The organism is Paraburkholderia sp. BR10923 (assembly GCF_040948765.1).
Lineage (GTDB): Bacteria > Pseudomonadota > Gammaproteobacteria > Burkholderiales > Burkholderiaceae > Paraburkholderia > Paraburkholderia youngii.
The window spans coordinates 79869-102017 of record NZ_JBFPKO010000002.1 but is presented as its reverse complement, the minus strand read 5'-3'; the positions used below and the strand labels follow the sequence as shown (position 1 = coordinate 102017).

Annotated in this window: 21 protein-coding genes; 8 read left to right on the top strand and 13 right to left on the bottom strand. The window is 61.8% G+C overall.

Annotated elements, in window-relative coordinates; translation table 11 throughout:
- Positions 1-6 precede the first annotated feature (6 nt).
- Positions 7-1404, top strand: a complete 1398-nt coding sequence (locus AB3X94_RS03895) for an aspartate aminotransferase family protein (RefSeq protein ID WP_368610823.1) — start codon at positions 7-9, stop codon at positions 1402-1404.
- Positions 1405-1460: 56 nt separating this feature from the next.
- Here the strand turns inward: AB3X94_RS03895 and AB3X94_RS03890 are convergent, their stop codons facing one another.
- From AB3X94_RS03890 to doeA, 5 genes are all read right to left on the bottom strand, one after another.
- Positions 1461-1865 (bottom strand): hypothetical protein, encoded by a 405-nt coding sequence (locus tag AB3X94_RS03890; RefSeq protein ID WP_368610822.1) that lies wholly within the window; start codon positions 1863-1865, stop codon positions 1461-1463.
- A gap of 1170 nt (positions 1866-3035) precedes the next feature.
- Entirely contained in the window at positions 3036-3599 is a 564-nt protein-coding gene (locus AB3X94_RS03885) for a paar repeat-containing protein (protein ID WP_368610821.1), read from the bottom strand.
- Complete coding sequence (locus AB3X94_RS03880) at positions 3592-4041, bottom strand: hypothetical protein (RefSeq protein WP_368610820.1); 450 nt, start codon at positions 4039-4041, stop codon at positions 3592-3594. The genes AB3X94_RS03885 and AB3X94_RS03880 overlap by 8 nt, the downstream gene beginning before the upstream one ends.
- Before the next feature lie 228 nt (positions 4042-4269).
- A complete protein-coding gene (locus tag AB3X94_RS03875; protein ID WP_368610819.1) occupies positions 4270-5361 on the bottom strand; it encodes an alcohol dehydrogenase family protein in 1092 nt (363 codons plus the stop codon).
- Positions 5362-5426: 65 nt separating this feature from the next.
- The gene (gene doeA, locus AB3X94_RS03870) at positions 5427-6647 is read right to left on the bottom strand and encodes an ectoine hydrolase DoeA (RefSeq protein WP_176106892.1); all 1221 of its coding nucleotides are present in this window, start codon (positions 6645-6647) and stop codon (positions 5427-5429) included.
- Between the two features lie 331 nt (positions 6648-6978).
- Between doeA and ehuA the strand changes: the two genes are divergently transcribed.
- From ehuA to eutA, 5 genes are all read left to right on the top strand, one after another.
- Positions 6979-7881 (top strand): ectoine/hydroxyectoine ABC transporter ATP-binding protein EhuA, encoded by a 903-nt coding sequence (ehuA, locus tag AB3X94_RS03865; RefSeq protein ID WP_281374989.1) that lies wholly within the window; start codon positions 6979-6981, stop codon positions 7879-7881.
- A gap of 83 nt (positions 7882-7964) precedes the next feature.
- The gene (gene ehuB, locus AB3X94_RS03860) at positions 7965-8807 is read left to right on the top strand and encodes an ectoine/hydroxyectoine ABC transporter substrate-binding protein EhuB (RefSeq protein WP_176378668.1); all 843 of its coding nucleotides are present in this window, start codon (positions 7965-7967) and stop codon (positions 8805-8807) included.
- A 74-nt stretch (positions 8808-8881) separates the two neighbouring features.
- Complete coding sequence (ehuC, locus tag AB3X94_RS03855; protein ID WP_368583082.1) at positions 8882-9541, top strand: ectoine/hydroxyectoine ABC transporter permease subunit EhuC; 660 nt, start codon at positions 8882-8884, stop codon at positions 9539-9541.
- A gap of 4 nt (positions 9542-9545) precedes the next feature.
- Positions 9546-10205 carry an ectoine/hydroxyectoine ABC transporter permease subunit EhuD gene (gene ehuD, locus AB3X94_RS03850; protein ID WP_176106888.1) on the top strand — a complete coding sequence of 220 codons (660 nt, stop codon included), beginning with the start codon at positions 9546-9548 and terminating at the stop codon, positions 10203-10205.
- 3 nt (positions 10206-10208) lie between these two features.
- Complete coding sequence (gene eutA, locus AB3X94_RS03845) at positions 10209-10982, top strand: ectoine utilization protein EutA (RefSeq protein WP_368610818.1); 774 nt, start codon at positions 10209-10211, stop codon at positions 10980-10982.
- Between the two features lie 27 nt (positions 10983-11009).
- On the opposite strand, the gene AB3X94_RS03840 is transcribed toward eutA, so the two are convergent.
- The gene (locus AB3X94_RS03840) at positions 11010-12113 is read right to left on the bottom strand and encodes a poly(3-hydroxybutyrate) depolymerase (RefSeq protein ID WP_368610817.1); all 1104 of its coding nucleotides are present in this window, start codon (positions 12111-12113) and stop codon (positions 11010-11012) included.
- A 267-nt stretch (positions 12114-12380) separates the two neighbouring features.
- Here AB3X94_RS03840 and AB3X94_RS03835 point away from each other — a divergent pair, with 267 nt between their 5' ends.
- Positions 12381-13736, top strand: coding sequence for an MFS transporter (locus AB3X94_RS03835; protein WP_176106886.1), 1356 nt, complete (start codon positions 12381-12383; stop codon positions 13734-13736).
- Between the two features lie 62 nt (positions 13737-13798).
- On the opposite strand, the gene AB3X94_RS03830 is transcribed toward AB3X94_RS03835, so the two are convergent.
- Positions 13799-14188, bottom strand: coding sequence for a hypothetical protein (locus AB3X94_RS03830; protein ID WP_176106885.1), 390 nt, complete (start codon positions 14186-14188; stop codon positions 13799-13801).
- Positions 14189-14449: 261 nt separating this feature from the next.
- A complete protein-coding gene (locus AB3X94_RS03825; RefSeq protein ID WP_368610816.1) occupies positions 14450-16228 on the bottom strand; it encodes an arabinofuranosidase catalytic domain-containing protein in 1779 nt (592 codons plus the stop codon).
- A gap of 22 nt (positions 16229-16250) precedes the next feature.
- Between AB3X94_RS03825 and AB3X94_RS03820 the strand changes: the two genes are divergently transcribed.
- Entirely contained in the window at positions 16251-16493 is a 243-nt protein-coding gene (locus AB3X94_RS03820; RefSeq protein ID WP_246391957.1) for a hypothetical protein, read from the top strand.
- Between the two features lie 383 nt (positions 16494-16876).
- Here the strand turns inward: AB3X94_RS03820 and AB3X94_RS03815 are convergent, their stop codons facing one another.
- The 5 genes from AB3X94_RS03815 to coxB all read right to left on the bottom strand — a co-directional run bounded on the left by AB3X94_RS03815 (position 16877) and on the right by coxB (position 22111).
- Positions 16877-17575, bottom strand: coding sequence for a hypothetical protein (locus tag AB3X94_RS03815; protein ID WP_368610815.1), 699 nt, complete (start codon positions 17573-17575; stop codon positions 16877-16879).
- A gap of 20 nt (positions 17576-17595) precedes the next feature.
- Positions 17596-18366, bottom strand: a complete 771-nt coding sequence (locus tag AB3X94_RS03810) for a tetratricopeptide repeat protein (protein ID WP_176106882.1) — start codon at positions 18364-18366, stop codon at positions 17596-17598.
- 192 nt (positions 18367-18558) lie between these two features.
- Positions 18559-18894 (bottom strand): hypothetical protein, encoded by a 336-nt coding sequence (locus AB3X94_RS03805; protein WP_176106881.1) that lies wholly within the window; start codon positions 18892-18894, stop codon positions 18559-18561.
- Entirely contained in the window at positions 18891-21428 is a 2538-nt protein-coding gene (ctaD, locus tag AB3X94_RS03800; RefSeq protein ID WP_368610814.1) for a cytochrome c oxidase subunit I, read from the bottom strand. The genes AB3X94_RS03805 and ctaD overlap by 4 nt, the downstream gene beginning before the upstream one ends.
- Complete coding sequence (coxB, locus tag AB3X94_RS03795) at positions 21425-22111, bottom strand: cytochrome c oxidase subunit II (protein ID WP_176106879.1); 687 nt, start codon at positions 22109-22111, stop codon at positions 21425-21427. Before coxB ends, ctaD begins: the two co-directional genes overlap by 4 nt.
- Between the last annotated feature and the right edge of the window lie 38 nt (positions 22112-22149).

The following is a 22149-nucleotide window of genomic DNA, read 5'->3' as shown; positions in this document are numbered from 1 at the left end:
CGACACATGACTAAATTCGATCAACTGCTGAGCGCCGATCGCGCACACTTCATGCATCCGTCGACGCACGCGCACGATCACGCGAGCGGCGCGCTGCCGGGCCGGATCGTGACCGGCGCGAAGGGCATCCGTATCGAGGACCATCAAGGCAAATCGTTTATCGATGCATTTGCCGGCCTTTACTGCGTGAACATCGGCTACGGCCGCACCGAAGTGGCAGAGGCGATTTACGAGCAGGCGAAGAAGCTCGCGTACTACCACACGTATGTCGGCCACTCGACCGATACGATCATCGAGCTGTCGTCGCGCATCATCGACTGGTCGCCGAAGGGCATGAAGAAGGTGTACTACGGCTTGTCGGGTTCGGACGCAAACGAAACGCAGATCAAGCTCGTCTGGTACTACAACAACGTGAAGGGCCGCCCAAACAAGAAGAAGATCATTTCGCGCGACCGTGGCTATCACGGCTCGGGTATCGTCACCGGTAGCCTCACGGGCTTGCCGAGCTTCCATCAGTTCTTCGATCTGCCGGTCGAGCGCGTCAAGCACACCGTGTGTCCGCACTGGTATCGTCGCGCGCCGGCGGGGATGAACGAAACGCAGTTCGTAGCGTACTGCGTCGACGAACTCGAAAAGCTGATCGCGCGTGAAGGCGCCGATACGATCGCGGCCTTCATCGGCGAACCGGTGATGGGCACGGGCGGCATCGTACCGCCGCCGGCCGGTTACTGGCCGGCGATCCAGCAGGTGCTGAAGAAGCACGACATTCTGCTGATCTGCGACGAAGTGGTGTGCGGCTTCGGCCGGCTCGGCTCGAAGATGGGCGCACAGCACTTCGGCATTCAGCCGGATCTGATCACCGTCGCGAAGGGTTTGACGAGTGCGTATGCGCCGCTGTCGGGCGTGATCGTCAGCGAGGGTGTGTGGGATGTGATCGATAAGGCATCGCAGGAATCGGGCGCGTTGGGGCATGGCTGGACCTATTCGGGCCATCCGATTTGCGCGGCCGCGGCGCTCGCCAACCTCGACATTCTGGAGCGCGAGAACCTGACGCAGAATGCGGCGCAAACCGGCGCTTATCTGCTCCAGCAATTGCATGCGGCGTTCGACTCGCATCCGCTCGTCGGCGAGGTGCGTGGCGAGGGCATGCTGGCCGCGCTGGAGTTCATGGCCGACAAGGATCTCCGCACGCCGTTCGATGCGGCGCTGAAGGTTGGGCCGCGTGTGTCGGCTGCGGCGATGCAGCGCGGACTGATCGCGCGGGCGATGCCGCATGGCGACATCCTTGGCTTTGCGCCGCCGTTGGTGACGTCGCGCAGTGATGTCGACGAGATCGTCAAGTTGACGCGCGAAGCGGTGGATGAGGTTGCGTCGCAGGTGTTTGCGCCGGCTGCTTCGCTTTGATGAACTGAGGTGTGAGAAAGCCCCGGCTGCTGGGATGTGGTTTGTGGTCGGGGCTTTTATTTACTTCGGGCGGAATTGATGTCAGGCGGTTCAATTTCGATAGAATCCAAGGTTTCGCTGACCGATCGTGTTTCGCGCAGATCACCGCCCACGATTTCGTGCTGGTGTCTGTCGAGAAATCGGATCTTCGTGTCGATTATCAACGTAACTGGGACGTCACCGTGGGACCTATGCCACACGGCTTGAAATTTATACGGTCCCATCCGAGCACCGCCCATATGCGGCATTGTCGCGCTACCTATCCTGTTTCCCCATCCCGTATCCGTAACTGAAAAGTTTTCAGTTATGAACTGTTCCAATTCAGCGCGCGCCTTGAGCATTGGAACAATGTCGCCGTGAAAACTGACCGATCCATCCGCATAAGCGGTCGGAATCAATAGCGCTCCGACGAGCGTAGCCATAAATCTTTGAGCACAGATCCTTTTATTCACGATTCAAGATCTAGAAGATCTGGAAGAGCATGCCTTTAAATCTATGCCGTGCTTTAGTCCTCCCGGAACGGACTCCGGTTGCCCTTGTTCCGCAGGTCCTATCGTCACGCTATCGATATGCTCTTCAATGCGGACTGCCTTAAGCAAACTTCCATTGACCTTCCTGCCGCGCGAGTCGATAAAATCTATACGCGTGTTTATCGTCAGAACTACTGGTTTTGAACCTGAATTCCCGCGCCAGTTTGCCCACATCGAATAAGGCCCGATTCGGGAACCCCCTAAAGCTTTCGATTGAACGTCTCCAATTCGCGTTCCCATTGGATCGCTGACGATATCGAAGTTGCAGAGAACGAGTTCTCTTAAAACCGTGCTCTGATTCAATAGCGGTACGATAGACGAATCGAAATCGACTGAACCCGTACCATCTAGCGCGAAAGTAGTCAGCGGGAGACACAACAGGAGCGGAAGCAGTCTTTTCATTTAATAACCCAGGAATTTGACCCGGCGAGAGCCGACAGCGTTGTGACGATGCATTGGCACGCTCCTCCTCGGATGGCGGCGGCTTCGCGCCGCCTTGTCACTGACGGCTATAGGTACATGGACCCGCATCAGAACCGCTGGAAATTGTGCTTGCACGACAAGATGCTGCTTCGTAGCGACCGCTTCTCTGATTGAAGCGAAACCGGGTTGTGTAACACGTTATCGCCGTACAAGCCGTCTCTGCGATGTCTCGCATTCCACCATGCTCCACTTGCAAGATCTGAAAAACATCAGCATTTCCTTCATGCAGGATGCGCCCGTTAGAAACAAGCCAGTGCTGGAATTGATGGGCGCCATAGAAAGGTGCAAAATATGGGTCCAAGGTGGGCCGCACGAATCGGATTTCCCGCCCCCTAAGGCTAATTGGGACGGTCTTCCATACGAGCCTTGTGCTTGGGTCCTTCGGTATCTCGCCCGCTTGTGCATAGCCAGTTAAATCCTGCGCTCGCTCTTCATGTCTCATCAATGCGCTTGCGAACGCATGAGTGACGTGATCCCATCCGCTCGTTGAGTCTTCAGTTCGATTCTCGAACAAGATTTCTGAGGCAACTGCATGACCAGTCGTAAGGCCCGCGAGTAGTAGCGCGATAGCAGTATTTTTCATTTTGGTGTCCCGCCGCCCGCAATAAACCACGCCTTTAGAGTCGCAAAGTCATGAACCTGAAAGGACACCCATTCATGAGGCTTTAGCTTCTCAATGGCATGCTTAATGTCTCCGGCTATCACCAAGTCAATTACATTGTGGAGGCGAACGTCTTCAACCGCGATAAGGTCCTGAGTGTGCGGCGAAAAATCGTCGAGACCCATCGCCTTTTTGCCATGTTCGGTCCACGCGGCTCTGTTAATCTGGTACAGACCGGCAGCGGTAGTGTGTCCATCTTTACCCGGCCCCGGGTGAGTTGATTCGTCGGTAAAGGTCCACGTCGTATTTCCCGGATACCACCCGTACTTCGCGTGATAGTCGCCGCCTTCAGATTTCCCAATCATATAGAGGAACGCCTTGACGTTGGCATCCTTGAAATATTCCTCGTTCTCTTCGAGGCGCGTCTTTTGTCGTGACGCAACGCGAACCTGTTTCGCGGCGCTGTCGGCGGTACTCGTCGTCGTTCTTCGTGCGGTATGGTTGAGATGCTGGCCCGAAGGGGAGATTACGGTCTTAGGCATGTTTCGCGCCGTTGCAATAAATATTGATTTCTTCAGCCGAACTGGTCATGGAAAGACGGTGCGTATAGCCGCTCGCGTCGGTCATTCCATGTTCTATATCGCCGCTTGCCCGTTCGACGGCATATTCAATGTTGGCTAAAGGCTTACCCGTGTGAGTGTCGAGAAGTTGGAATTGCTCGTTGTAGTTGATACGCCTGGTGACCGGGGTGCGTCCGCGACAATCACACGCCCATGCGTAACCTAGCGCTTTAGCCATGTCATAACCGGTTGATAGCGAACGCAGCCGATCAAAGGGAAAGAACTCTCCGGTTTCTGCATTCATAGCCTGTGCCGACGGCATCGGCGGGAAGTTGGCGTAGATCGAATAGGTAATGCGACAAAGGTCACAGACCTCCTCGTCCGGCATCTTCTTTCCAGCGCCATCCTGATTCCGTTTCTCCATTGGATTCCTCATGAATTTTCCAGGCGATGTCGGATACTTACCCATCGAAACGAACCACGTCAACAGCTTTAAATCGAGATAAGACTGTCTTGAAAAACATTGACGACGACTGCTACGCGCGAAAAAGAAAGCCCGCCATGAGGGGCGGGCGGGCTCGGAGGGTGACAGTGTGCGGCTAGAGCTGGGAAGGGCCGTAATGCATCGGCCAGTGTTTAATCGCAATGAGAGTTAATGCGAAGCTTCGTCGCCGTAATGCCGATCCGGAATCACAACGATATTCCCCACGAAGCGCTTTTCAATAAACCGCGTCTGCGCCTCATGAAACTTCGACAGCGGATAAGTCGCTGCGAGAACCGGCCGAATCGTACCGCTCTGAATATAGTCGAGCACGCGTTTGAACGCGCCGCGCGTGCCCTGCGACGATCCATTCAACTGCAACTGCTTCAGATACATCGTGCGCAAGTCGAGTTGCACGACCGGCCCTGCGATCGCGCCCGCGGTCGTGTATCGCCCCTCTGGCCGCAGCACGTTCAACAGCTTGCCGAACAGCGCCCCGCCAACCAGATCGGCAACCACGTCGACAGGCCGGCCGTCGGTCATCCGTTCGACGTCCGCGATGAAATCGTCGCTGTCGCGCAGCATCACGCGTTGCGCGCCGAGCGCGAGCACCGCTTCTTCCTTGCCCTTGCTGACCACCGCATACGGAATTGCTCCGCGCGCGCGGCATAGCTGGATGATGGCCGAGCCGACGCCGCCGGACGCACCGGTAATCAGCACCGCTTCGCCGCGCTTGACGGCCGCGCGTTCGATCATCTGCTCGCCGGTGTGATAAGCGCACCAGAACGTCGCGAGCTCGGCGTCGGAACACGTGGAGTCGACGCGATGCGCGTTGTCCGCGGGCACGGCCGTGTATTCAGCGTACCCCCCGTCGCGGCCGTGGCCGATGTAGTCGATATCGGCGAGGCTGTCGTCGTCGCGGTTGTAGATCGACGCATCGACGATCACGCGCTCGCCGATCCGCGCATCGCTGACGCCGCGACCCACCGCGACCACGCGGCCGACGATATCCGCGCCCTGAATGCGCGGAAACGTCAGCGTCGAGCGGCCGCGTCGCCACGTCGAAACCGCTTGCGGGTCGTCGTCGGTGCCGTAGGCGCCCTCGCGGACCCACACGTCGGTATTGTTGAGACCGCATGCGGTCACATCGATCAGTACTTCGCCGGCCGCACAGGACGGCACCGGCACGTCGCCGCGATAGACCAGTTTGTCGAGGCCGCCGTGCCCGGTCAGCACGACGGCCTTCATCGTTTTCGGCAGCATGTTTCCCCTCGTGTTGAGACGGGCATCGTGCTCCGCGAGTCGATGCGGGCACGACGCCCGTGCGCTTACGGTTTGACGAACAGCTTGCGTGGCGTGCGGCAGAAGGTCTCGACACCGGTCCTGGTGATCAGGATGCTCTCGGTGATTTCGAGGCCCCAGTCGTCGAGCCACAGGCCCGGCATGAAGTGGAACGTCATGCCGGGTTCGAGGACGGTCTTGTCCCCAGGACGCAGGCTCATCGTGCGCTCGCCCCAGTCCGGCGGATAGCTCGCGCCGATCGGATAGCCGCAACGGCTGTTCTTCTCGATGCCGTATTTGTGCAGCACCGCGAAAAACGCATTAGCGATGTCCTCGCAGGTATTGCCCGGTTTCGCCGCGGCAAGACCGGCCTCGATTCCTTCGACCACCGCGCGCTCGCCCTCGATGAAATGCTTCGGCGGCTTGCCCAGATACACGGTGCGCGACTGCGGGCAGTGATAGCGCTTGAAGCAGCCGGCGATTTCGAAGAACGTGCCGGCGTCCTTCGCGAACGGCGTGTCGTCCCAGGTCAGATGCGGCGCGGCCGCGTCGGCGCCGGTCGGCAGTAGCGGCACGATCGCCGGATAGTCGCCGCCATGACCGTCGATGCCGGTAATGCCTGCCGAGTAGATCTCCGCGACGAGGTCATTCTTGCGCATGCCCGGCTCGATTCGCTCGAGGATATGCGCGTGCATCTTCTCGACGATGCGCGCGGCCACGCGCATGTACTCAATCTCGCGTAGCGATTTGACCGCGCGTTGCCAGTTGACGAGGCCGGTCGCGTCCTGCCATTTAGCGTCCGGCAGATGCGCGACGAGCGAGCGATAAGCGGCGGCGCTGAAATAGTAGTTGTCCATTTCGACGCCGATCTTCGCGTTGGCCCAGCCGCGCGCCGCGATCACCTCGCGCGCGAGATAGTCCATCGGATGCCGCGCGGTGGATTGCACGTAGTGGTCCGGATAGCCGACGATCTGATCGTGCTGCATGAAGACGGTGCGCTTTGCACCATTCGCGTCCTGACCGCGGCCGAACCAGACCGGCTCGCCATCGAGCGCGAGCAGCACGCACTGATGCACGTAAAACGACCAGCCGTCATAGCCGGTGAGCCAGGCCATATTGGTCGGGTCCGACACGATCAATAGCTCGATGCCGGCCGCCTGCATGGCCTTGCGCGTCTTGGCAAGACGCGCGGCATATTCGTCGCGTTCGAACGGCAGGCGCACGACGGGCACCTCAATTCGCGATTCCTGTTGCGTCGTATCTGACATCTTCCCCTCTCTCTGAGCGTGACGTCGTTGCGGGACGTGGCGCGCGTTGCATGTGAATGCGGCGCCACGGGTATTTCTCGGCGCAGTCTAATGCCGCGAAAAAACGCCTCCGAATGTGCTAGTTCAATGTTGGTGAGGTCATCGGAGCATGCTGTGGTCTTGTTGCAGTGCACTCTTGGGCCGCCTTCGCCGGCGCGGAAAAAAGAATTGTTCTAGAGCAATCCGGTTTGCAAATATGGCTGCGTATTCTGGTCCGCATCACTGGCATTTCCGGCGCCGCAGCCGCATTCCATTGACTCAAATCACGTACGACGAACGGGATCGAATCGATATGAACACTGCGCGAGTTACCGATCTACTGAGCGCTTCAGGCATCGCCCCGGCAAGTCTTTCCTCCGAACGCACGGCCACGCCCGCAGGCACTCAGGCGCGCCGTGACCAAAGCCCCGCGAATAAGCCATTGATCCGACTCGACCGGATCACGAAACGATATGGCGCGCTGACCGTGCTCGACGAACTATCGCTCGACGTGATGCCCGGCGAGAAACTGGCGCTGATCGGTCCGTCGGGATCGGGCAAGACGACGATCCTGCGCATCCTGATGACGCTCGAAACGATCGATGGCGGCCATATCGAGGTGGACGGCGAACAACTGTTTCATATGCCGCGCGGCGGCCAGATGGTGCCCGCGAACGAAAGGCATCTGCAGAAGATGCGCGAGAAGATCGGCATGGTGTTTCAGCACTTCAATCTGTTTCCGCACAAGAGCGTGCTCGACAACGTGACGCTCGCCCCGATGCTGACGAAGGGCGAGAGCCGCGAGTCGGCGGAGAAACGCGCGCTAGAGTTGCTCGACATGGTCGGCATGGCCGACAAGGCGAAAAGCCGTCCCGCACAACTGTCGGGCGGCCAGAAGCAGCGCGTGGCGATCGCGCGGGCGCTCGCGCTCGCGCCGCGAATCATGCTGTTCGACGAAGTGACGTCCGCGCTCGACCCCGAACTCGTCGAGGAAGTCCTGAACGTGATGCAGCGGCTCGCGCGCGAAACCGATATGACGATGCTGCTCGTCACGCACGAAATGGGCTTCGCGCACGATTTCGCCGACCGCGTGCTGTTCTTCGATCGCGGCAGGATCGTCGAGGAAGGCAAGCCCGAGGACATCTTCACTCATCCCGTGCATGAGCGGACCCAGACCTTCCTGCGCAAGATCCTCGCCGCGGGGCATCGAATCTGAGCCGAGCCGCAACAGATTGTTTTTCCCATGCTGCACATCACCCACTACTACGTCATACCACTACGCCAAAGGAGCCAGAGATCATGAAGCTGAAGGGGATTCTGATTGCGGGAGGGTTGTCTCTGCTGACGCTCGCGAGCCTCGCATATGCCGCCGACGACAAGCTCACGCAGCTGCGCCAGCAAGGTTTCGCGCGCATCGCGATCGCGAACGAACCGCCGTTCACCGCAGTCGGCGCGGACGGCAAAGTGACGGGCGCGGCGCCCGATGTCGCGCGCGCGGGGTTCAAGAAGCTGGGCGTCAACGACGTCGTCGCGTCGGTCTCCGAGTATGGCGCGATGATTCCGGGCCTCGCGGCCGGGCGGCATGACGCGATTGCGGCGGGGCTGTTCATGACGCCGCAGCGTTGCGCGGCTGTCGCCTATTCGCAGCCGGTGCTGTGCGCGGTCGAAGCGTTCGCGGTCAAGAAAGGCAATACGAAGAGCATCAAGACCTACGAGGAAATCGCGAAAGATCCGAAAGCGGTGATCGGTGTGGAAGGCGGCACGACCGAGCAGAAGCTCGCGACCGCCGCGAATATTCCGACCGATCGCGTGATCATCGTGCCGGACGGGCAAAGCGGTCTGAAGATGCTGCAGGACGGCCGCATCGACGCATTCGCGTTGCCGCTTCTTTCGATCACCGATCTGCTTTCAAAGGCGAAAGACCCGAACCTCGATTCGATCGCGCCGGTGCAGAACACGCCGGTGCAATGCGACGGCGTCGCGTTCCGCAAGCAGGACACCGCGCTGCGCGATGCGTTCGATGTCGAGCTGAAGAAGATGAAGGATTCCGGCGAGTTCGCGAAGATCGTCGAGCCCTATGGCTTCTCGGCGAAGGCGGCGATGTCGGCGAGCCGCGAACAACTGTGCGCGGCGAAGAACTGAGGCCGCGATAGCACGCCATGCGCGCGGCACGGTCGCGCGCATGGCCCCCGATACATTGCGCGCGAGGTGCGTCGATGAACCACTGGTCCGGTTATTTGCAGCTGATTTTGCAGGGGGCGCGGACAACCGTCGAACTGACGCTGATGGGCGCGGTACTCGCGCTCGTCATGGCGTTCGTCGCGGGGCTCGGGCGTCTGTCGCGCTTCTTCGTGGTGCGCGCGTTGGCCACGTCGTATATCGAGTTCTTTCGCGGCACGTCGATCTTCGTGCAGCTGTTCTGGGCGTACTTCGTGTTGCCGATGGCCGGCCTCACGCTGACGCCGCTGCAGGCCGGCGTGCTCGCGCTTGGGCTTAACGTCGGCGCGTACGGCGCCGAAGTGGTGCGCGGCGCGGTCGCCGCGATCGGCCACGAGCAGCGCAGCGCCTGCATTGCGTTGAATCTTTCCCGCTATCAGCGCATGCGGCACGTGATCCTGCCACAGGCCTTGCCGCTGATGCTGCCCACCTTCGGCAACAACGCGATCGAGCTGCTGAAGGGCACGGCCGTCGTGTCGCTGATTTCGCTCGGCGACATGACCTTCCAGGCGCAAGTGGTGCGCTCGCAAACCGGCAATACGTTGATCCCGTTCGCGACGATTCTCGCGCTGTACTTCGGCATGGCCTGTCTGATCTCGTTCGGTATGCGCAAGCTGGAAAGCCGGATGAGTTTCGGTCTCGACCGCATCAGGAGATAGACGTATGGAATGGGACTGGAGCTTCGTGCGCGAGATTCTGCCGCTGCTGCTGCAAGGGTTGGAGATCACCGTGCTGGCTACCTTGCTGGGCGCGGTAGTGGCCGCCGTGGTCGGCATGGTGATAGCCATCTTGCGGCTCGCACCGAATCGCGTGGTGTCGCGCGGCACATCGGCGATTGCGAGCTTTATTCGCGGCACGCCGCTGCTGGTGCAGCTGTATTTCGTGTTCTACGTGCTGCCCGACATCGGCATCCGGATGCCGGCCCTCGCGGCCGGTGTGCTCGCAATCGGCGTGCATTACGCGACATATGCGGCCGAGGTCTATCGTGCCGGCATCGAAAGCATTCCGCGCGGGCAATGGGAGGCCGCGAAGGCCTGCAATCTGAGCCCCGCGCAAACCTGGCAGCACGTGATCCTGCCCGAAGCGGTGCCGCCGATGGTGCCGGCGCTCGCCAATTACCTGATCTCGATGTTCAAGGAAACGCCGTTGCTGTCGGCGATCACGGTCCTCGAATTGATGAATCAGGCGAAGATCATCGCGAATACGGATTACCGCTATCTGGAGCCGATGACGCTGGTCGGCGTGCTGTTCCTGATCATCAGCCTGATCGCGGTGGCCTGTGTGCGCCTCCTTGAAAAGCGTTTTCCGGCTCCGGGACATTGAACGATGCAAATAACTATTCGGCAGTTCGAGCGCGCGCCGAATTTGATCGAACGCGCTTTCGAAAAACGTATCGGCCTCGTGATTCTCGCGACCGATCACACCACCGAGCCGGATTTCGCGGCACTCGTTGCGAGCGAGCGGATCGGCATCTACGTGAATCGCGTGCCGTATGCGAACCCGGTCACGCCCGACAATCTGCGCGCGATGCAACCGTCACTGACCGCGGCCGCGGCGCTGATCCTGCCCGACGAAACGCTCGACGTCGTGATGTATTCGTGCACGTCGGCATCCGTGATGATCGGTGATGCGCAGATCGAGCGCGCAATTCATGCAGCGAAGCCATCCGCCCGAGTGGTCACTCCAACGAATGCCGCGGTCACTGCGCTCGACACGCTCGGCGCGCGGCGTATCAGCGTGCTGACGCCGTACACCGCCGAAACGAGTGGGCCAATGGCGGAGTACTTTGCCGCACAAGGCTTCGCGATCGATCGCTTCTCTTGCGTCGGTTTGACCGACGACCGGGAGATGGCACGGATTTCGCACGACGATATCGTCGCCTTTGCGCGCGAAGCGACGGCGCGGGACTCCGACGCGTTGTTTATCTCATGCACCGCTGTGCGAGCCGCGCGGATCATCGCGCGAATCGAAGAGGCTACGGCCAAGCCGGTGGTCAGCAGCAATCTCGCGACCGCATGGATGTGTTTGCGGCTGTGCGGCGAGAACGACGCGAGGCCGGAGCAGGGGCGTTTGATGACGCTGCCGTTGCTGATGCGCTGATACGAATGACGTTGGGCTTTCAGCCACTCAGTGGCTTGCGCCCGACGTTAACCGTTCGATCATGTTGCGGATCGCGCGCATCTGAACGCCTTGCTGATCGGCGAAATGTCGGCCGGTATATCCCCACCAGTCCCAGCATCCGTTCGGGTTGGTTATTGGAATCGATACCGCCTGCGGATACAGCACGACGATCCGGTTGTTGTCCGCCCACTGCGTATAGCCGGCGTGCCGGACGAACGTGGTTCCGTAGGAGAGCCCGGTCGGTGAGCCGAGCGGGACATACGCCTGCCCCTGCCGGCAGCCATGCAGCGCAACGTGCAGCCGGCACGGTGCTCCGGCATTGCATGTGCTCGGTACATACAGCCATCCGGTGGCGTCCATGCCCGTCCTGCGCAAAATGCTCGCTGGCTGGCTGGCCGGTAGATAACGGCTCTGATCGAAGCGGATGAAGCGTCCCGGCGGCGTTGCCGCGGCAGGCGGCGCGAGCGGAGCAGGTCCGTAGATCCAGCCCAGTATCTGCTTCGCGCCATCGACATCGCACTTGCCGATGAAAGGCGATTCGCTTTTTGCGCAGGCCACGCCATAGTCGATGGTGGGCATCGTGTGGCCCGCATCGGCAATGCCGATTTGAGTCATGTTCTGTGCCGGCACGCCGAGTGCCGCATAGAACGCCTGCAACTGGGCGACGATGGGCGCAGGCACGGTCGCATCTTTCGCTCCCGATATCGTGACGATTCGTTGGCCCATGATGCTGGCGACATCGTCGATCAGGCGACTGGCCGAAAACGTCCTGGCCATCGAGACGAGCCGTGGCACATTGGTGCTGTCAGGCGAGACCCGGCAGGCGCTCGCCGGCCGGATGGTGCATGAGCACCGGGTGGTGGCGATCAGAAGGCTGTTTCGCGAGCAATAGTACGGACCGGCCGCAACGACGCCCACGCCCTTGATGATCGACGAGTACGCGACCGCCAGTTGCACCGCCATGAACCCTCCCGCCGAGAGGCCGGAGACGGAGGTCTGCGAGATATCGATGTTGAGCGCCGGCAATGGCGGATAGCTGGCCGATTCGGCGTAGCACCCTGCCGATGGCATCGACAAAGCGGTGATACATATGCAGAGCGCTGCTTTCACCGGTTGGCCTCGCACTCGAATGCTTATCGGTAGAACGAACGACGGCTTGAAATTTTAAAGCGTGCATTGCACCCGAATCGTGTTGTTTTTCCCCATCGCGCACGACGTATCGCCCACGCACGCGTACGGATTACCGCATCCAGGGCGGGCTTTATGGAAAACCCCGATGCCTGCATCGTCCTAGAACATCGTTGCGGAAGCGTGCCGCCGGTATCGTGGATTCGGGCGACGTTGCCTGTGTCGCATAGAGACATCCCAGGAGGAGACATGCATTACGCACATTCATGGACCGCGCAGAGCGCGCAACCGCAAGCGCAAGCGCGCAGCTTGCTGCGACGCGCGATCGCCGCATCGGCGCTCGGCAATGCAACCGAGTGGTTCGACTACGGTATCTACGCCTATGGCCTCAGTTACATTTCGGCCGCGTTGTTCCCCGGCAGCACGTCGCAGGCTACGTTATTCGCACTCGCGACGTTCGCCATTTCGTTTCTCGTGCGTCCGTTGGGCGGCCTGTTCTGGGGGCCGCTCGGCGATCGCCTCGGCCGCAAGCACGTGCTCGCTTTGACGATCATCCTGATGTCGGTCGCAACGCTGCTGGTCGGACTCGTGCCGACTTACGCAAGCATTGGCTGGTGGGCGCCGACGATCCTCGTCGTGCTGCGAATGATCCAGGGCTTTTCGACGGGGGGCGAATATGGCGGCGCGGCGACTTTCATGGCCGAATACGCGCCCGACAAGAAGCGCGGCTTTTGCGGCAGCTTCCTCGAATTCGCGACGCTGTCGGGCTTCTCGCTCGGCGCGTTTCTGATGCTCGGCTGCTCGGTCGCGCTCGGCAACACGGCGATGCATGCATGGGGATGGCGTTTGCCGTTTCTGATTGCGGCTCCGCTCGGTCTGATCGGCTTCTATCTGCGCTCCAAGCTCGAAGACACGCCGGTCTTTCGCGAGCTCGAAGAAACGATGCACAAGGAGCAGCATAGCTGCGTCACGCTGAAGGCATTGCTGAGCGACTATTGGCGACCGCTGATCCAGCTCGGCGGACTCGTGGTTGCTTTGAATGTCGTCAACTACGTGCTGCTCGCCTATATGCCGACCTTCATGCAGAAGCAGCTTGGCATGAGCGACAACATGTCCCTGCTCGTGCCGCTGATCGGCATGCTCGCGATGATGGTGTTCCTGCCGTTTGCGGGCACGTTCTCGGATCGCGTCGGACGCAAGAACGTGTGGTGGTTTTCGCTGGTCGGCCTGTTCGTCGCGGCGATTCCGATGTTCCTGCTGATGAAGCTCAGCGTGACCGGTGCGTTCATCGGCTTTGCGGTGCTCGGGCTGTTGTACGTGCCGCAATTGGCCAGCATCTCGGCGATGTTCCCCGCGATGTTCCCGACCCAGGTCCGTTACGCGGGGATGGCGATTGCGTATAACTTGTCGACGTCGATTTTCGGCGGCACGGCGCCGATGGCGAACGAATGGCTGGTCGCGCATACGGGCAATGCGTTGGTGCCCGCTTACTACATGATGGCGGCGTGCGTCGTTGGTGCGATTGCGCTGGTCTTCGTGCCTGAAACGCGCGGGTGTTCGTTGCGCGGGCAAGGCATTCCGGGGAAGCAGGAAGTGGTTGGTTGAGGTGACATGGCGTGGCCGACCGCATATCGATGCGGTTCGGCCGCGCGTGTTCGATTGAGTGTTTATTTCAGCTGGCTTTCCGCGAGCCTCGACTTCAGCAGTTCATATTTCTCCCGCGACGTATCCGCGAACGCCGCCTCACGACTCGAACGCGTATCGTCGAATGGAATCGGCTCGGCAAACTGGCTGACGGTCAGATCCCATCTCTTGCCGTCGATCAGGTTGTAGAAGTGCGTGCCGCCGGACGTACGCGTCGTCAGAATCTCGCCACCGAAGCAGTCCTGCACGATCAGAGACGTCACGCTGCAATGATTCTGCGCCGGATTCGTCGACAACCACGCGTGGGTCGGGCTCGACGTATCGCCGGCCCACACACGTGCAAGGGCGCGGTAAAGATCGATGGGCGTCGCAAAGGTCTTCGAAACGGCTGGCGTCTGTGCTTCCTGCGTCATGGCGGCAATCCTTCGTTCGATGAGCGGATAAGGTCGTGGAAAACAAAAAGCCCCGTCGTTGCCGGCGGGGCTTTCTGGCGCATGCCGCTGCGAACGATGTCTAGCGGCGTATGCGTATGCGAGTCCCCACAGGCAGTCCCATATGCGCATGATGATGCTTTGCGATCGAGTGGGTCATGAGGGCTTGCATAGTGAGCGAGTGTGCCTTCGATCGCGCGACGCGTCAACGAATCATCGATAGCTGCGTGGCGCTGATCGTGATTACGACTTCGTGCCGCTCAGAATCGCGAGGCTCGGGCAGTAATGTGTCGCGCTCAAATACGCGGCCTGCTGCGAACGCACGCCTGCACTGTTCGACGTCGGCGGATCGATGAACACCTGCGCGTTGTTCGATCCCGCCGGTGCGGTCAGCGTCATCGTCACTTTCCACCAGTTGCCGGCTTTCACCGCGCTCAGCGCCGTCGCTTGTCCCGCGCCCCACGTGCCGCGCACGATCGCGCCGGTGTTCGTGTTCAGCACCCAGCCGAACTCGGTGCCGCTCGGGTCGTCGGTCTGGATCGAGCCGCCGGGGAATACCGTTGCGTTGGTGGTGGCGAGCACATAGTCGGTGAACGTGTACGACTGGCCGCCCTGTACCCGGATCACTTCGTGGATGTTCGACACGGACGAACCATTCGTGCTCGTGACCGTCGCGGCGCCACTATTGACGCCGGAGATGTCGGTAGCGGGCACGGCAGTGCCGCCGTTCGACTGGAACCACGCATCCGGCGTCGCGAGACTGAGCGGCGAATTGATCAGGTTGTTCGCGTAGCAGGCCGACGCGGCCGCGTCGGCCGGCGGTCCGTAGAAGCTTGCGATGCTCGACTGGATCGCGTTGTCGGTCGTATCGGACGTCGCCTTGGTGATGATCGCGCCTTCGAAGAACTGGATCGGCGCGGCGCTGCCGTCGCCGCCTTCGCCGAGCGACAGACCGCCTTGCCATTGGCCGTTGAATGCGTGACCGGCATCGTTGCCGAAGATCAGCGCTTCAGGCGGCGCCTGATCGTACAGCGCTGTCAACACGCTTTGCGAAGCGGAACCGCCTTTGACCGCGAATAGATTCAACGCGTTGACCGGCGAGTACTTCGATAGCACCGTGACGAACTTCTCTTCCGCCGGCTGCTGCGGGCCATACAGATAGACGCCGGCTTCGGCATCCACACCCGGCCAGTTCGTATCGAGTGCATTGCACACGGGGTCCTTCACGTTCGACGGCTGAATCGAGTCGCCGTCGCAATAGCCGAATACGGCCGCGTTGCCGTTCGAGAACGCGAGCGCGAACATTTCGCCTTCGATTTCGCCGTGCGCATAGGTGCTCGGATTCGCGCTGCTTTCCATGTTGCCGTAGGTGCCGCAGCAGGTCGACGATTGGCTGTAGTGCGCGCCAGCGACCATGTACTCGGCGATTTCGCTATCGCCGATCGACTGGTTCACCGTCCCGAAGCGTTTGCGGTAGGCCTGCCCGGCGAGCGTGCCGAGAGCCGCAATCTGGACACCGTTCGTCGTGACGAACCCGAGCTTGGCCGGTGTGCCGGGCAGCGCTGGCAAGTCGTTGCCGATCGTCAGTTGCTGCGTCGGCGTCTGTGCGGTCAACGCGGTCGGCGGCTGAAGCAGCTGCACGGTCAGGGTGCCGGAGGTGCCGGGCAGCGTGATCGTCGCGAAGCCGTTGAGCACCGGAACCGTGGTCGTTTTGCTGCCGTTCTTGACGCTTAGCGATTCGGTGCCGTCCTGGTTCAGCGTCAGCGTCGCGGGGACATTACCGAACGCGCCGTTCTTCAGCGGCGCGACCAGATCGATCTGGTCGTAGATGTAGGTAACCGAACAGGTCGTGTTGTCGCAGAAGGATTGCGCGCTCTGCACATTCGCCGAGCCGACCAGCGAGCGGTCGCCGCCCTTCAGCGTGCTGTTGGTGTACGGATAGACGTCGAGCGTCGTGTTGTCGGACGCGCGTTGAATCTGGAACAGCGGGCCCGTGTAGTTCTTCGTCAGCAGCCGGGTCACGCTGTGCGCGGCGGAGCAGGGCGTGTTGGCGGTTGCGGCGGCGTCGCAGGGCAGCGGCGGAGTCGTCGAGTTGTTGTTCGCCGATGCGTTCGAATTCGATTGCGATGCGTTGCTGGATACCGCGGCGTTCGAGGTGGCCGCGTTCGCCACCGGCGATGTCGATACGCCGCTATTGTCGCCATTACACGCGGCGAGTCCGACGACCATCGCCAGCCAGACCGCCACTAATCTTATTCTTCTGGACATCATGACCTCCTCCTGTTGAACCGCTGATCGATTGGAAATACCTATTGTTGGTTGCTCCGCAAGACGGCCGCTGGGGCTGGCGGCTAACGCCGGCAGGTAATAATATTAGTCAACAATATCGATTTGCCGGCATGGGGTAATCCCGCATGCGGGCCTTAGGAGAATGAAGGAGTCAAAGCTGGATGTGGAGTACGCATTCCGCATACATGCGGGGCTTTACGGAATTATTACTAATATTTTGGCCGGTGCGACACCCACGGCATGCTGCCGCGATGACGTGATTGCGAGCGCCGTGGCGAATCAGCGCGACGCCGTGAAGCGAGGGGAATAGAAATGAAAGTGACGCGCGGCGAATCAGAGCTTCAACCGCACATGGCTTGCGCCGATGTACTTCAACGCAATTCAACCACCGGACAGAATCGTGTCCTCGATTTCATAGCGTTCGTTGCCGACCGAAATCAGATTGATGCCGGCATGTTTGCGCGTCAGCGTGTCGCCGGGCGTCGGCTGATCGTTCACGGACGCAGCGGTGCCCATCACACGGCCGTTGACGGCGAAGAAAATCGCTCGCGTCGTGCCGTCCGGCCAATACACCACGACCGTTGTCGATCGATCGCTGTGATGCACGACGCCGAACTTGCACATCGTTCTGGTCTGTCCGTTGCCCCGCTCGCATGGCAGTGTGCCGCTCGCGCTGATCGGCGATTCGTTTCCGGGCGCGTGACCATTCTGCGAACTAGTCTGAGCGCCTTCCGTCGAAATGGAAATCAGCGTCACGCCATCCGCTTCGCCGACCACGCGCGCGCGCCGCTGGTGCTCGACGATCGCACGCACGGCGGCGCTGTCGCGAGGACCTGGGCAACCGACCAGCATCGCCATATGGTCCAGATAGTTCGCGGTCGCGGCCGACTCGCCGAGCCGCCGGCAGACATCGCCCGAGTGCGGATAGCCATCGCCGAGCACGACGAACGAGGCGGGCCATTTGAACGGCCTCTCCGTGCCAGCGGCCTGCGCGGAAGTCGAGGCGCCGCCGCTACCGAAAGCCATCGCTGCCATTGCGGCATACAGCGCCAAAGCGAAAGACCGGGTTGCGCGTCGCATCGATGTTCTCCTCGGCATGCTCAGGTTCGAGCCGCACCGGCCGCCAACGCGGCCTGCGCCCGCTGCAGCCACTCGCGATTGTGTTCGCGCGCGTGACGCGGCCAATGTTTGGCGTCCTGCACGATTTCCGCGTAGAGGGCACCGGCGCGGCGGCGGTCCGCGTCTTCCGGTTGCGCGGCGAGCCAGTCGGCGAACAGGCAGCGCGCCGCGACGTCGGTTGCGCAGGTCAGCGAGTGTTCGAATGCGGCGCGCGCACCGGGCGCGCTCAGCGCGGCCAGCGTGCGCGCGTACAGCAGCGCCGGCTCGCCCTGATTGCGCGCGTGCGGATTGACCGAGAACAGATTTGCCAACGTCGTATCGGCGGCCGTGTAGTTGCCGAGCGCGAACTGCGAGCGCGCAAGACCTAGCAGTAGCGCGGGATCGTTTGCAAAGGGACCATTCGCCGCGGCCTGGAAATGTTCGAGTGCTTCGCGCGGATTGCCGGCCGCGAGCAAGGCCTCGCCGAGCCGCATCCGATGCTGCACGGTCGGCGCGCGCTCGAAAGCGGCGCGCGCTTCACGCAGCGCGCGATTCGGATCGACGAATTGCGTGATCGCCTGCGTGGCCACTCGCGCGCCGCGCGTATGGCGCAGACCCGGCAGATAGATCGCGAAGAAGTACACGACGCTGCCGAGGAGCGGAAAGGCAAACAGAATGAATAGCCAGTAGATGCCTTGGTTATTGCGCATCGCGTGGATGGCGAAGAAGATCGCAATGAAAACGTGAAGACCAATTCCAAAGAAGTAGGGCATATCGATTCAACCTTCGAGCATGAGGAAAAGCGACGAAACCGTAGCGCTCGGAATGGTAGCGGATGCGCGGCACCTTCAGTTCGCCGAGCGTCAACGAGTCCCAGGTCTTGCCGCCAAACAGTAGCACGAGCGGGCTGCGTCGGTGCTTGTCCATGCCGGGGTGCGGCGGCCGCCCTCGCGCTCAGTGCACGTTCAGACGCAGGTGGTGAGCAGCAGCGCGGGCCCGAACGTGATCACGGTCGCGACCAGCGCCGCGATCAGGGTCCAGACGACGACGGTATGCACGAACGAGCTGATACGTTCGGGCCCAGGGTCGCGGGTCGCGGCGCGATAGCGCCATAGCCAGCCGATTGCGACCAAATGCAGCAGCAGAATGATCGCGAGACTCGCGCGCAGCGGGCCGGCCGGCCACGCGAACGCGCAGCCAATTGCATGCAGCGCATACAGGATCACGAACGCGAGACACCAGATCGTGAAGCCGACGGCGAGCCACCACAACCGACGCGGCGAAAGCGGACGCGCGCTCATGGTCTGGCTCCCAGCATGGCGACGAGGCTCGGCAACGCGAGCACGAGTCCGAGCGCGATGACGCCCGTCGCCAGCGTGTAATCGATCCACAAGCGCGTAAGGCGCAGATCGGTCAGGCGTCGCGCGGAAACGAAGCCCGCGCCGACACGCAGCACGTTGCTGATCAGGAACAGCAGCCCGACGCCCGCGTGAACCGCGATATACGTGAGCAGCGCCGCCGCCGTCGCGCCGAGCGCATGCTCGCGCGGATTCGGTGTCACGCCGTCGATCAGCATCACGCAGGCGACCAGCGCGACGATCAGCGCGATCGCGCAGAGCCCGATCGTGCCGTGCGGTTTGCGCTCGGCGGCGGCCGCGCGCAACGAGCCACGCGTGGCGGCTGCGGCCACCGCGAGCGCGACGGCCGCGACGAGCGCGAGCAGACGGTTCGGATGCGGCGCGACCGCAGCCGGCCAGTTCGGCGCGGCGATCCACAGATAGAACGTGCCGAAGACCAGCGACGTGAACAGCGTGCCGTCCGCGACCAGCGCGCAGATCATCGAAAGCCATGACGGCGCACCGGCCACCTCGGTATGCGGCGGCACGCTGACGCCGCGGCCGACCGGCAGCGCGCCGTAATCGCGCGCGTGCCCCGCGCTCTGGCCCGCGTAGATGAAGAGACCAAACGTCGCGAACGCGAATGCGACCGACAGCAGATAGAACTTGAACAGCATCGCGAGCACCGCCGCGGCCGTCACGAGTGCAGTGACGAGCGGCAGATACGTCGAGTTCGGCAGCACGATCAGCTGTTCGGCCTCGCCCGAAGTCATATGCACGCCTAGCGCCTCCTGCCAGCCGTTGCGCGTGAAGCCGAGGTAGCCGTCGCCGCGTGCGAGCGAGGTCGCCAGCTGGCCCGGGGACACCTTTTCGGTTTCGGCGTCGATGTGCGGGATCGACGCGAATGCGTACGGCGCGGGCGGAATCGGCATCGCCCATTCGAGGGTGGTCGATTGCCACGGGTTGCGCCGCACGCGTTGGCCGAAACGCAATTGCACGATGATGTCGATCACGACGAGCGCGAAGCCGATCGTCATCACGAAGCTGCCCACCGACGACAGCAGATTGAGCCCGTTCCAGCCTTCGTCGCCGCTATACGTGAAGACGCGTCGCGGCATGCCGAGCAGGCCGGTCAGGTGCATCATCAGGAAGGTCATGTTGAAGCCGATGAACACGAGCCAGAACGCCGGCACGGAAAGCTTATGCACGGCGGTGCGCCCGGTCAGCAGCGGCAGCCAGTAATAGAACGCGGCGAGCATCGGAAACGCCAGCGCGCCGGCCACCACGTAGTGCATGTGCGCGACGACGAAGTAGGTGTCGTGCGCTTGCCAGTCGAACGGCACGATCGCGAGCATGACGCCTGTGAGCCCGCCGCATGTGAACACGAAGAAGAAGCCGAAGATGTACAGCATCGGCACATCCCAGCGCGGGCGGCCGTGCGACAGCGTGGCGAGCCACGCGAAGAACTGGATCGCGGTGGGCACCGCGACGATCGCCGAGCCCGCCGAGAAGAACGCGAGCGCCAGATGCGGAATGCCCACCGTGAACATATGGTGCACCCAGATGCCGAAGCTCAGGAACGCGAGCGCGATGATCGCGACGACGATCGCGCGATAGCCGATCAGGCGGCGTCGCGCGAACACGGGAATCATCGTCGACAGCACGCCGGCCATCGGCAGGAAGATGATGTAGACGTCCGGGTGGCCGAATAGCCAGAACAGGTGCTGCCATAGCAGCGGATCGCCGCCGCGCGTCGGATCGAAGAACGGCAGGTTGAACGCGCGCTCCACCTCGAGCAGGATCGAGCCGAGGATCAGCGGCGGAAACGCGACGATCATCATCATCGCGGTGACGAGGATGTACCACGCGAAGATCGGCATCCGATCGAGCGACATGCCCGGCGCCCGCATCTTCAGGATCGAAACGACGATTTCCATCGCGAGCGACAATGCCGAAATCTCGACGAACGTGATGCCGAGCAGCCAGACGTCGGCGTTCAGTCCGGGCGTGTACACGTTGGAGCTGAGCGGCGTGTACATGAACCAGCCGCCGTCGGGCGCGCTGCGCAGAATCAGCGCCACGGTCAGGATCGTGCCGCCGAACAGATAGCACCAGTAGCCGTAAGCCGTCAGGCGCGGAAACGCGAAGTCGCGCGTGCCGAGAATCTTCGGCGTCAGATAGACCGCGAAGCTTTCGACCATCGGGATCGCGAACAGGAACAGCATCATCGATCCATGCATCGTGAAGACCTGGTTATAGGTCTCGACATCCATGAAGGCCGCATGCGGTGTCGCGAGTTGCACGCGCGTAAGCATGCCGAGAATCCCGGCGATCGCGAAGAACACGAACGACGTGATCATCATGCGCATGCCGAGAACCGTATGATTGACCGCGGCGAGCTTCTGTACGCCCGGCCCGGTGTCCCAGATCGCGGCAAGCTGGCGATGCAGCCGCAGCGCGGTGATGCCCTGTGATGGCGGCTCGACGGGCACACTCATTTCTTCACCTCCCCGTTGGCGGCGGCGCTTTTGACAGCAGCCGGAAAATCTTCCGGACGATCGACGATCACGGTGAAGTGCATCCCCGCGTGACCGATGCCGCAAAACTCGTTGCATTGTCCGGCGTACCGGCCGGGCTCGTCGGCCTCGATGCGCAGCAGGTTGTGGTGGCCCGGCACCGCGTCGATCTTGCCCGCGAAGCGCGGAATCCAGAACGCGTGCACGACGTCCATGCTGGTCACGACGATGTCGACCGGCGTGCGCGCGGGCAGATGCAGCACGCTGTCGGTTTCGACGTTGCCCAGTTCCGGGTAGCGGAAGGTCCATCGCCATTGCTGCGCGATCGCCTCGATGCGCGCGGGCGCGTGCGCGCGCAACGGCAACAGCAACTCGCCCGCGTATAGCGCATAGCAGATCAACGGGATCAGGATCACCGCGGGCAGCACGAGACCGCCGAGCGCGATCCAGCGCGCGGATGACACATGCGAGCCCCAGCCGGGCCGGAACACCGTCAGCAGAAACAGTACGAGCACCATCGCGAACAGGATCGCGGCGCCGGCCAGCATCACCCACCATAGCCCGGCGATCGATGCGGCGGCCGGACCCGACGGCTCGAGCGTCGACAGCGGCCCGCTGCAGCCGGACAACGCGGCGAGCGATGCGGCTTGGACCGCCGGACGCAAGCAGCTATGATGGTTTGCAGCACCAGACATTCGATGCG

Excerpts from the sequence above, each read along its gene's own strand:
- AB3X94_RS03895 (WP_368610823.1), top strand. The coding sequence starts at position 7 with ATGACTAAATTCGATCAACTGCTGAGCGCCGATCGCGCACACTTCATG.
- AB3X94_RS03890 (WP_368610822.1), bottom strand. The coding sequence starts at position 1,865 with ATGGCTACGCTCGTCGGAGCGCTATTGATTCCGACCGCTTATGCGGAT.
- AB3X94_RS03885 (WP_368610821.1), bottom strand. The coding sequence starts at position 3,599 with ATGCCTAAGACCGTAATCTCCCCTTCGGGCCAGCATCTCAACCATACC.
- AB3X94_RS03880 (WP_368610820.1), bottom strand. The coding sequence starts at position 4,041 with ATGGAGAAACGGAATCAGGATGGCGCTGGAAAGAAGATGCCGGACGAG.
- AB3X94_RS03875 (WP_368610819.1), bottom strand. The coding sequence starts at position 5,361 with ATGCTGCCGAAAACGATGAAGGCCGTCGTGCTGACCGGGCACGGCGGC.
- doeA (WP_176106892.1), bottom strand. The coding sequence starts at position 6,647 with ATGTCAGATACGACGCAACAGGAATCGCGAATTGAGGTGCCCGTCGTG.
- ehuA (WP_281374989.1), top strand. The coding sequence starts at position 6,979 with ATGAACACTGCGCGAGTTACCGATCTACTGAGCGCTTCAGGCATCGCC.
- ehuB (WP_176378668.1), top strand. The coding sequence starts at position 7,965 with ATGAAGCTGAAGGGGATTCTGATTGCGGGAGGGTTGTCTCTGCTGACG.
- ehuC (WP_368583082.1), top strand. The coding sequence starts at position 8,882 with ATGAACCACTGGTCCGGTTATTTGCAGCTGATTTTGCAGGGGGCGCGG.
- ehuD (WP_176106888.1), top strand. The coding sequence starts at position 9,546 with ATGGAATGGGACTGGAGCTTCGTGCGCGAGATTCTGCCGCTGCTGCTG.
- eutA (WP_368610818.1), top strand. The coding sequence starts at position 10,209 with ATGCAAATAACTATTCGGCAGTTCGAGCGCGCGCCGAATTTGATCGAA.
- AB3X94_RS03835 (WP_176106886.1), top strand. The coding sequence starts at position 12,381 with ATGCATTACGCACATTCATGGACCGCGCAGAGCGCGCAACCGCAAGCG.
- AB3X94_RS03830 (WP_176106885.1), bottom strand. The coding sequence starts at position 14,188 with ATGACGCAGGAAGCACAGACGCCAGCCGTTTCGAAGACCTTTGCGACG.
- AB3X94_RS03815 (WP_368610815.1), bottom strand. The coding sequence starts at position 17,575 with ATGCGACGCGCAACCCGGTCTTTCGCTTTGGCGCTGTATGCCGCAATG.
- AB3X94_RS03810 (WP_176106882.1), bottom strand. The coding sequence starts at position 18,366 with ATGCCCTACTTCTTTGGAATTGGTCTTCACGTTTTCATTGCGATCTTC.
- AB3X94_RS03805 (WP_176106881.1), bottom strand. The coding sequence starts at position 18,894 with ATGAGCGCGCGTCCGCTTTCGCCGCGTCGGTTGTGGTGGCTCGCCGTC.
- ctaD (WP_368610814.1), bottom strand. The coding sequence starts at position 21,428 with ATGAGTGTGCCCGTCGAGCCGCCATCACAGGGCATCACCGCGCTGCGG.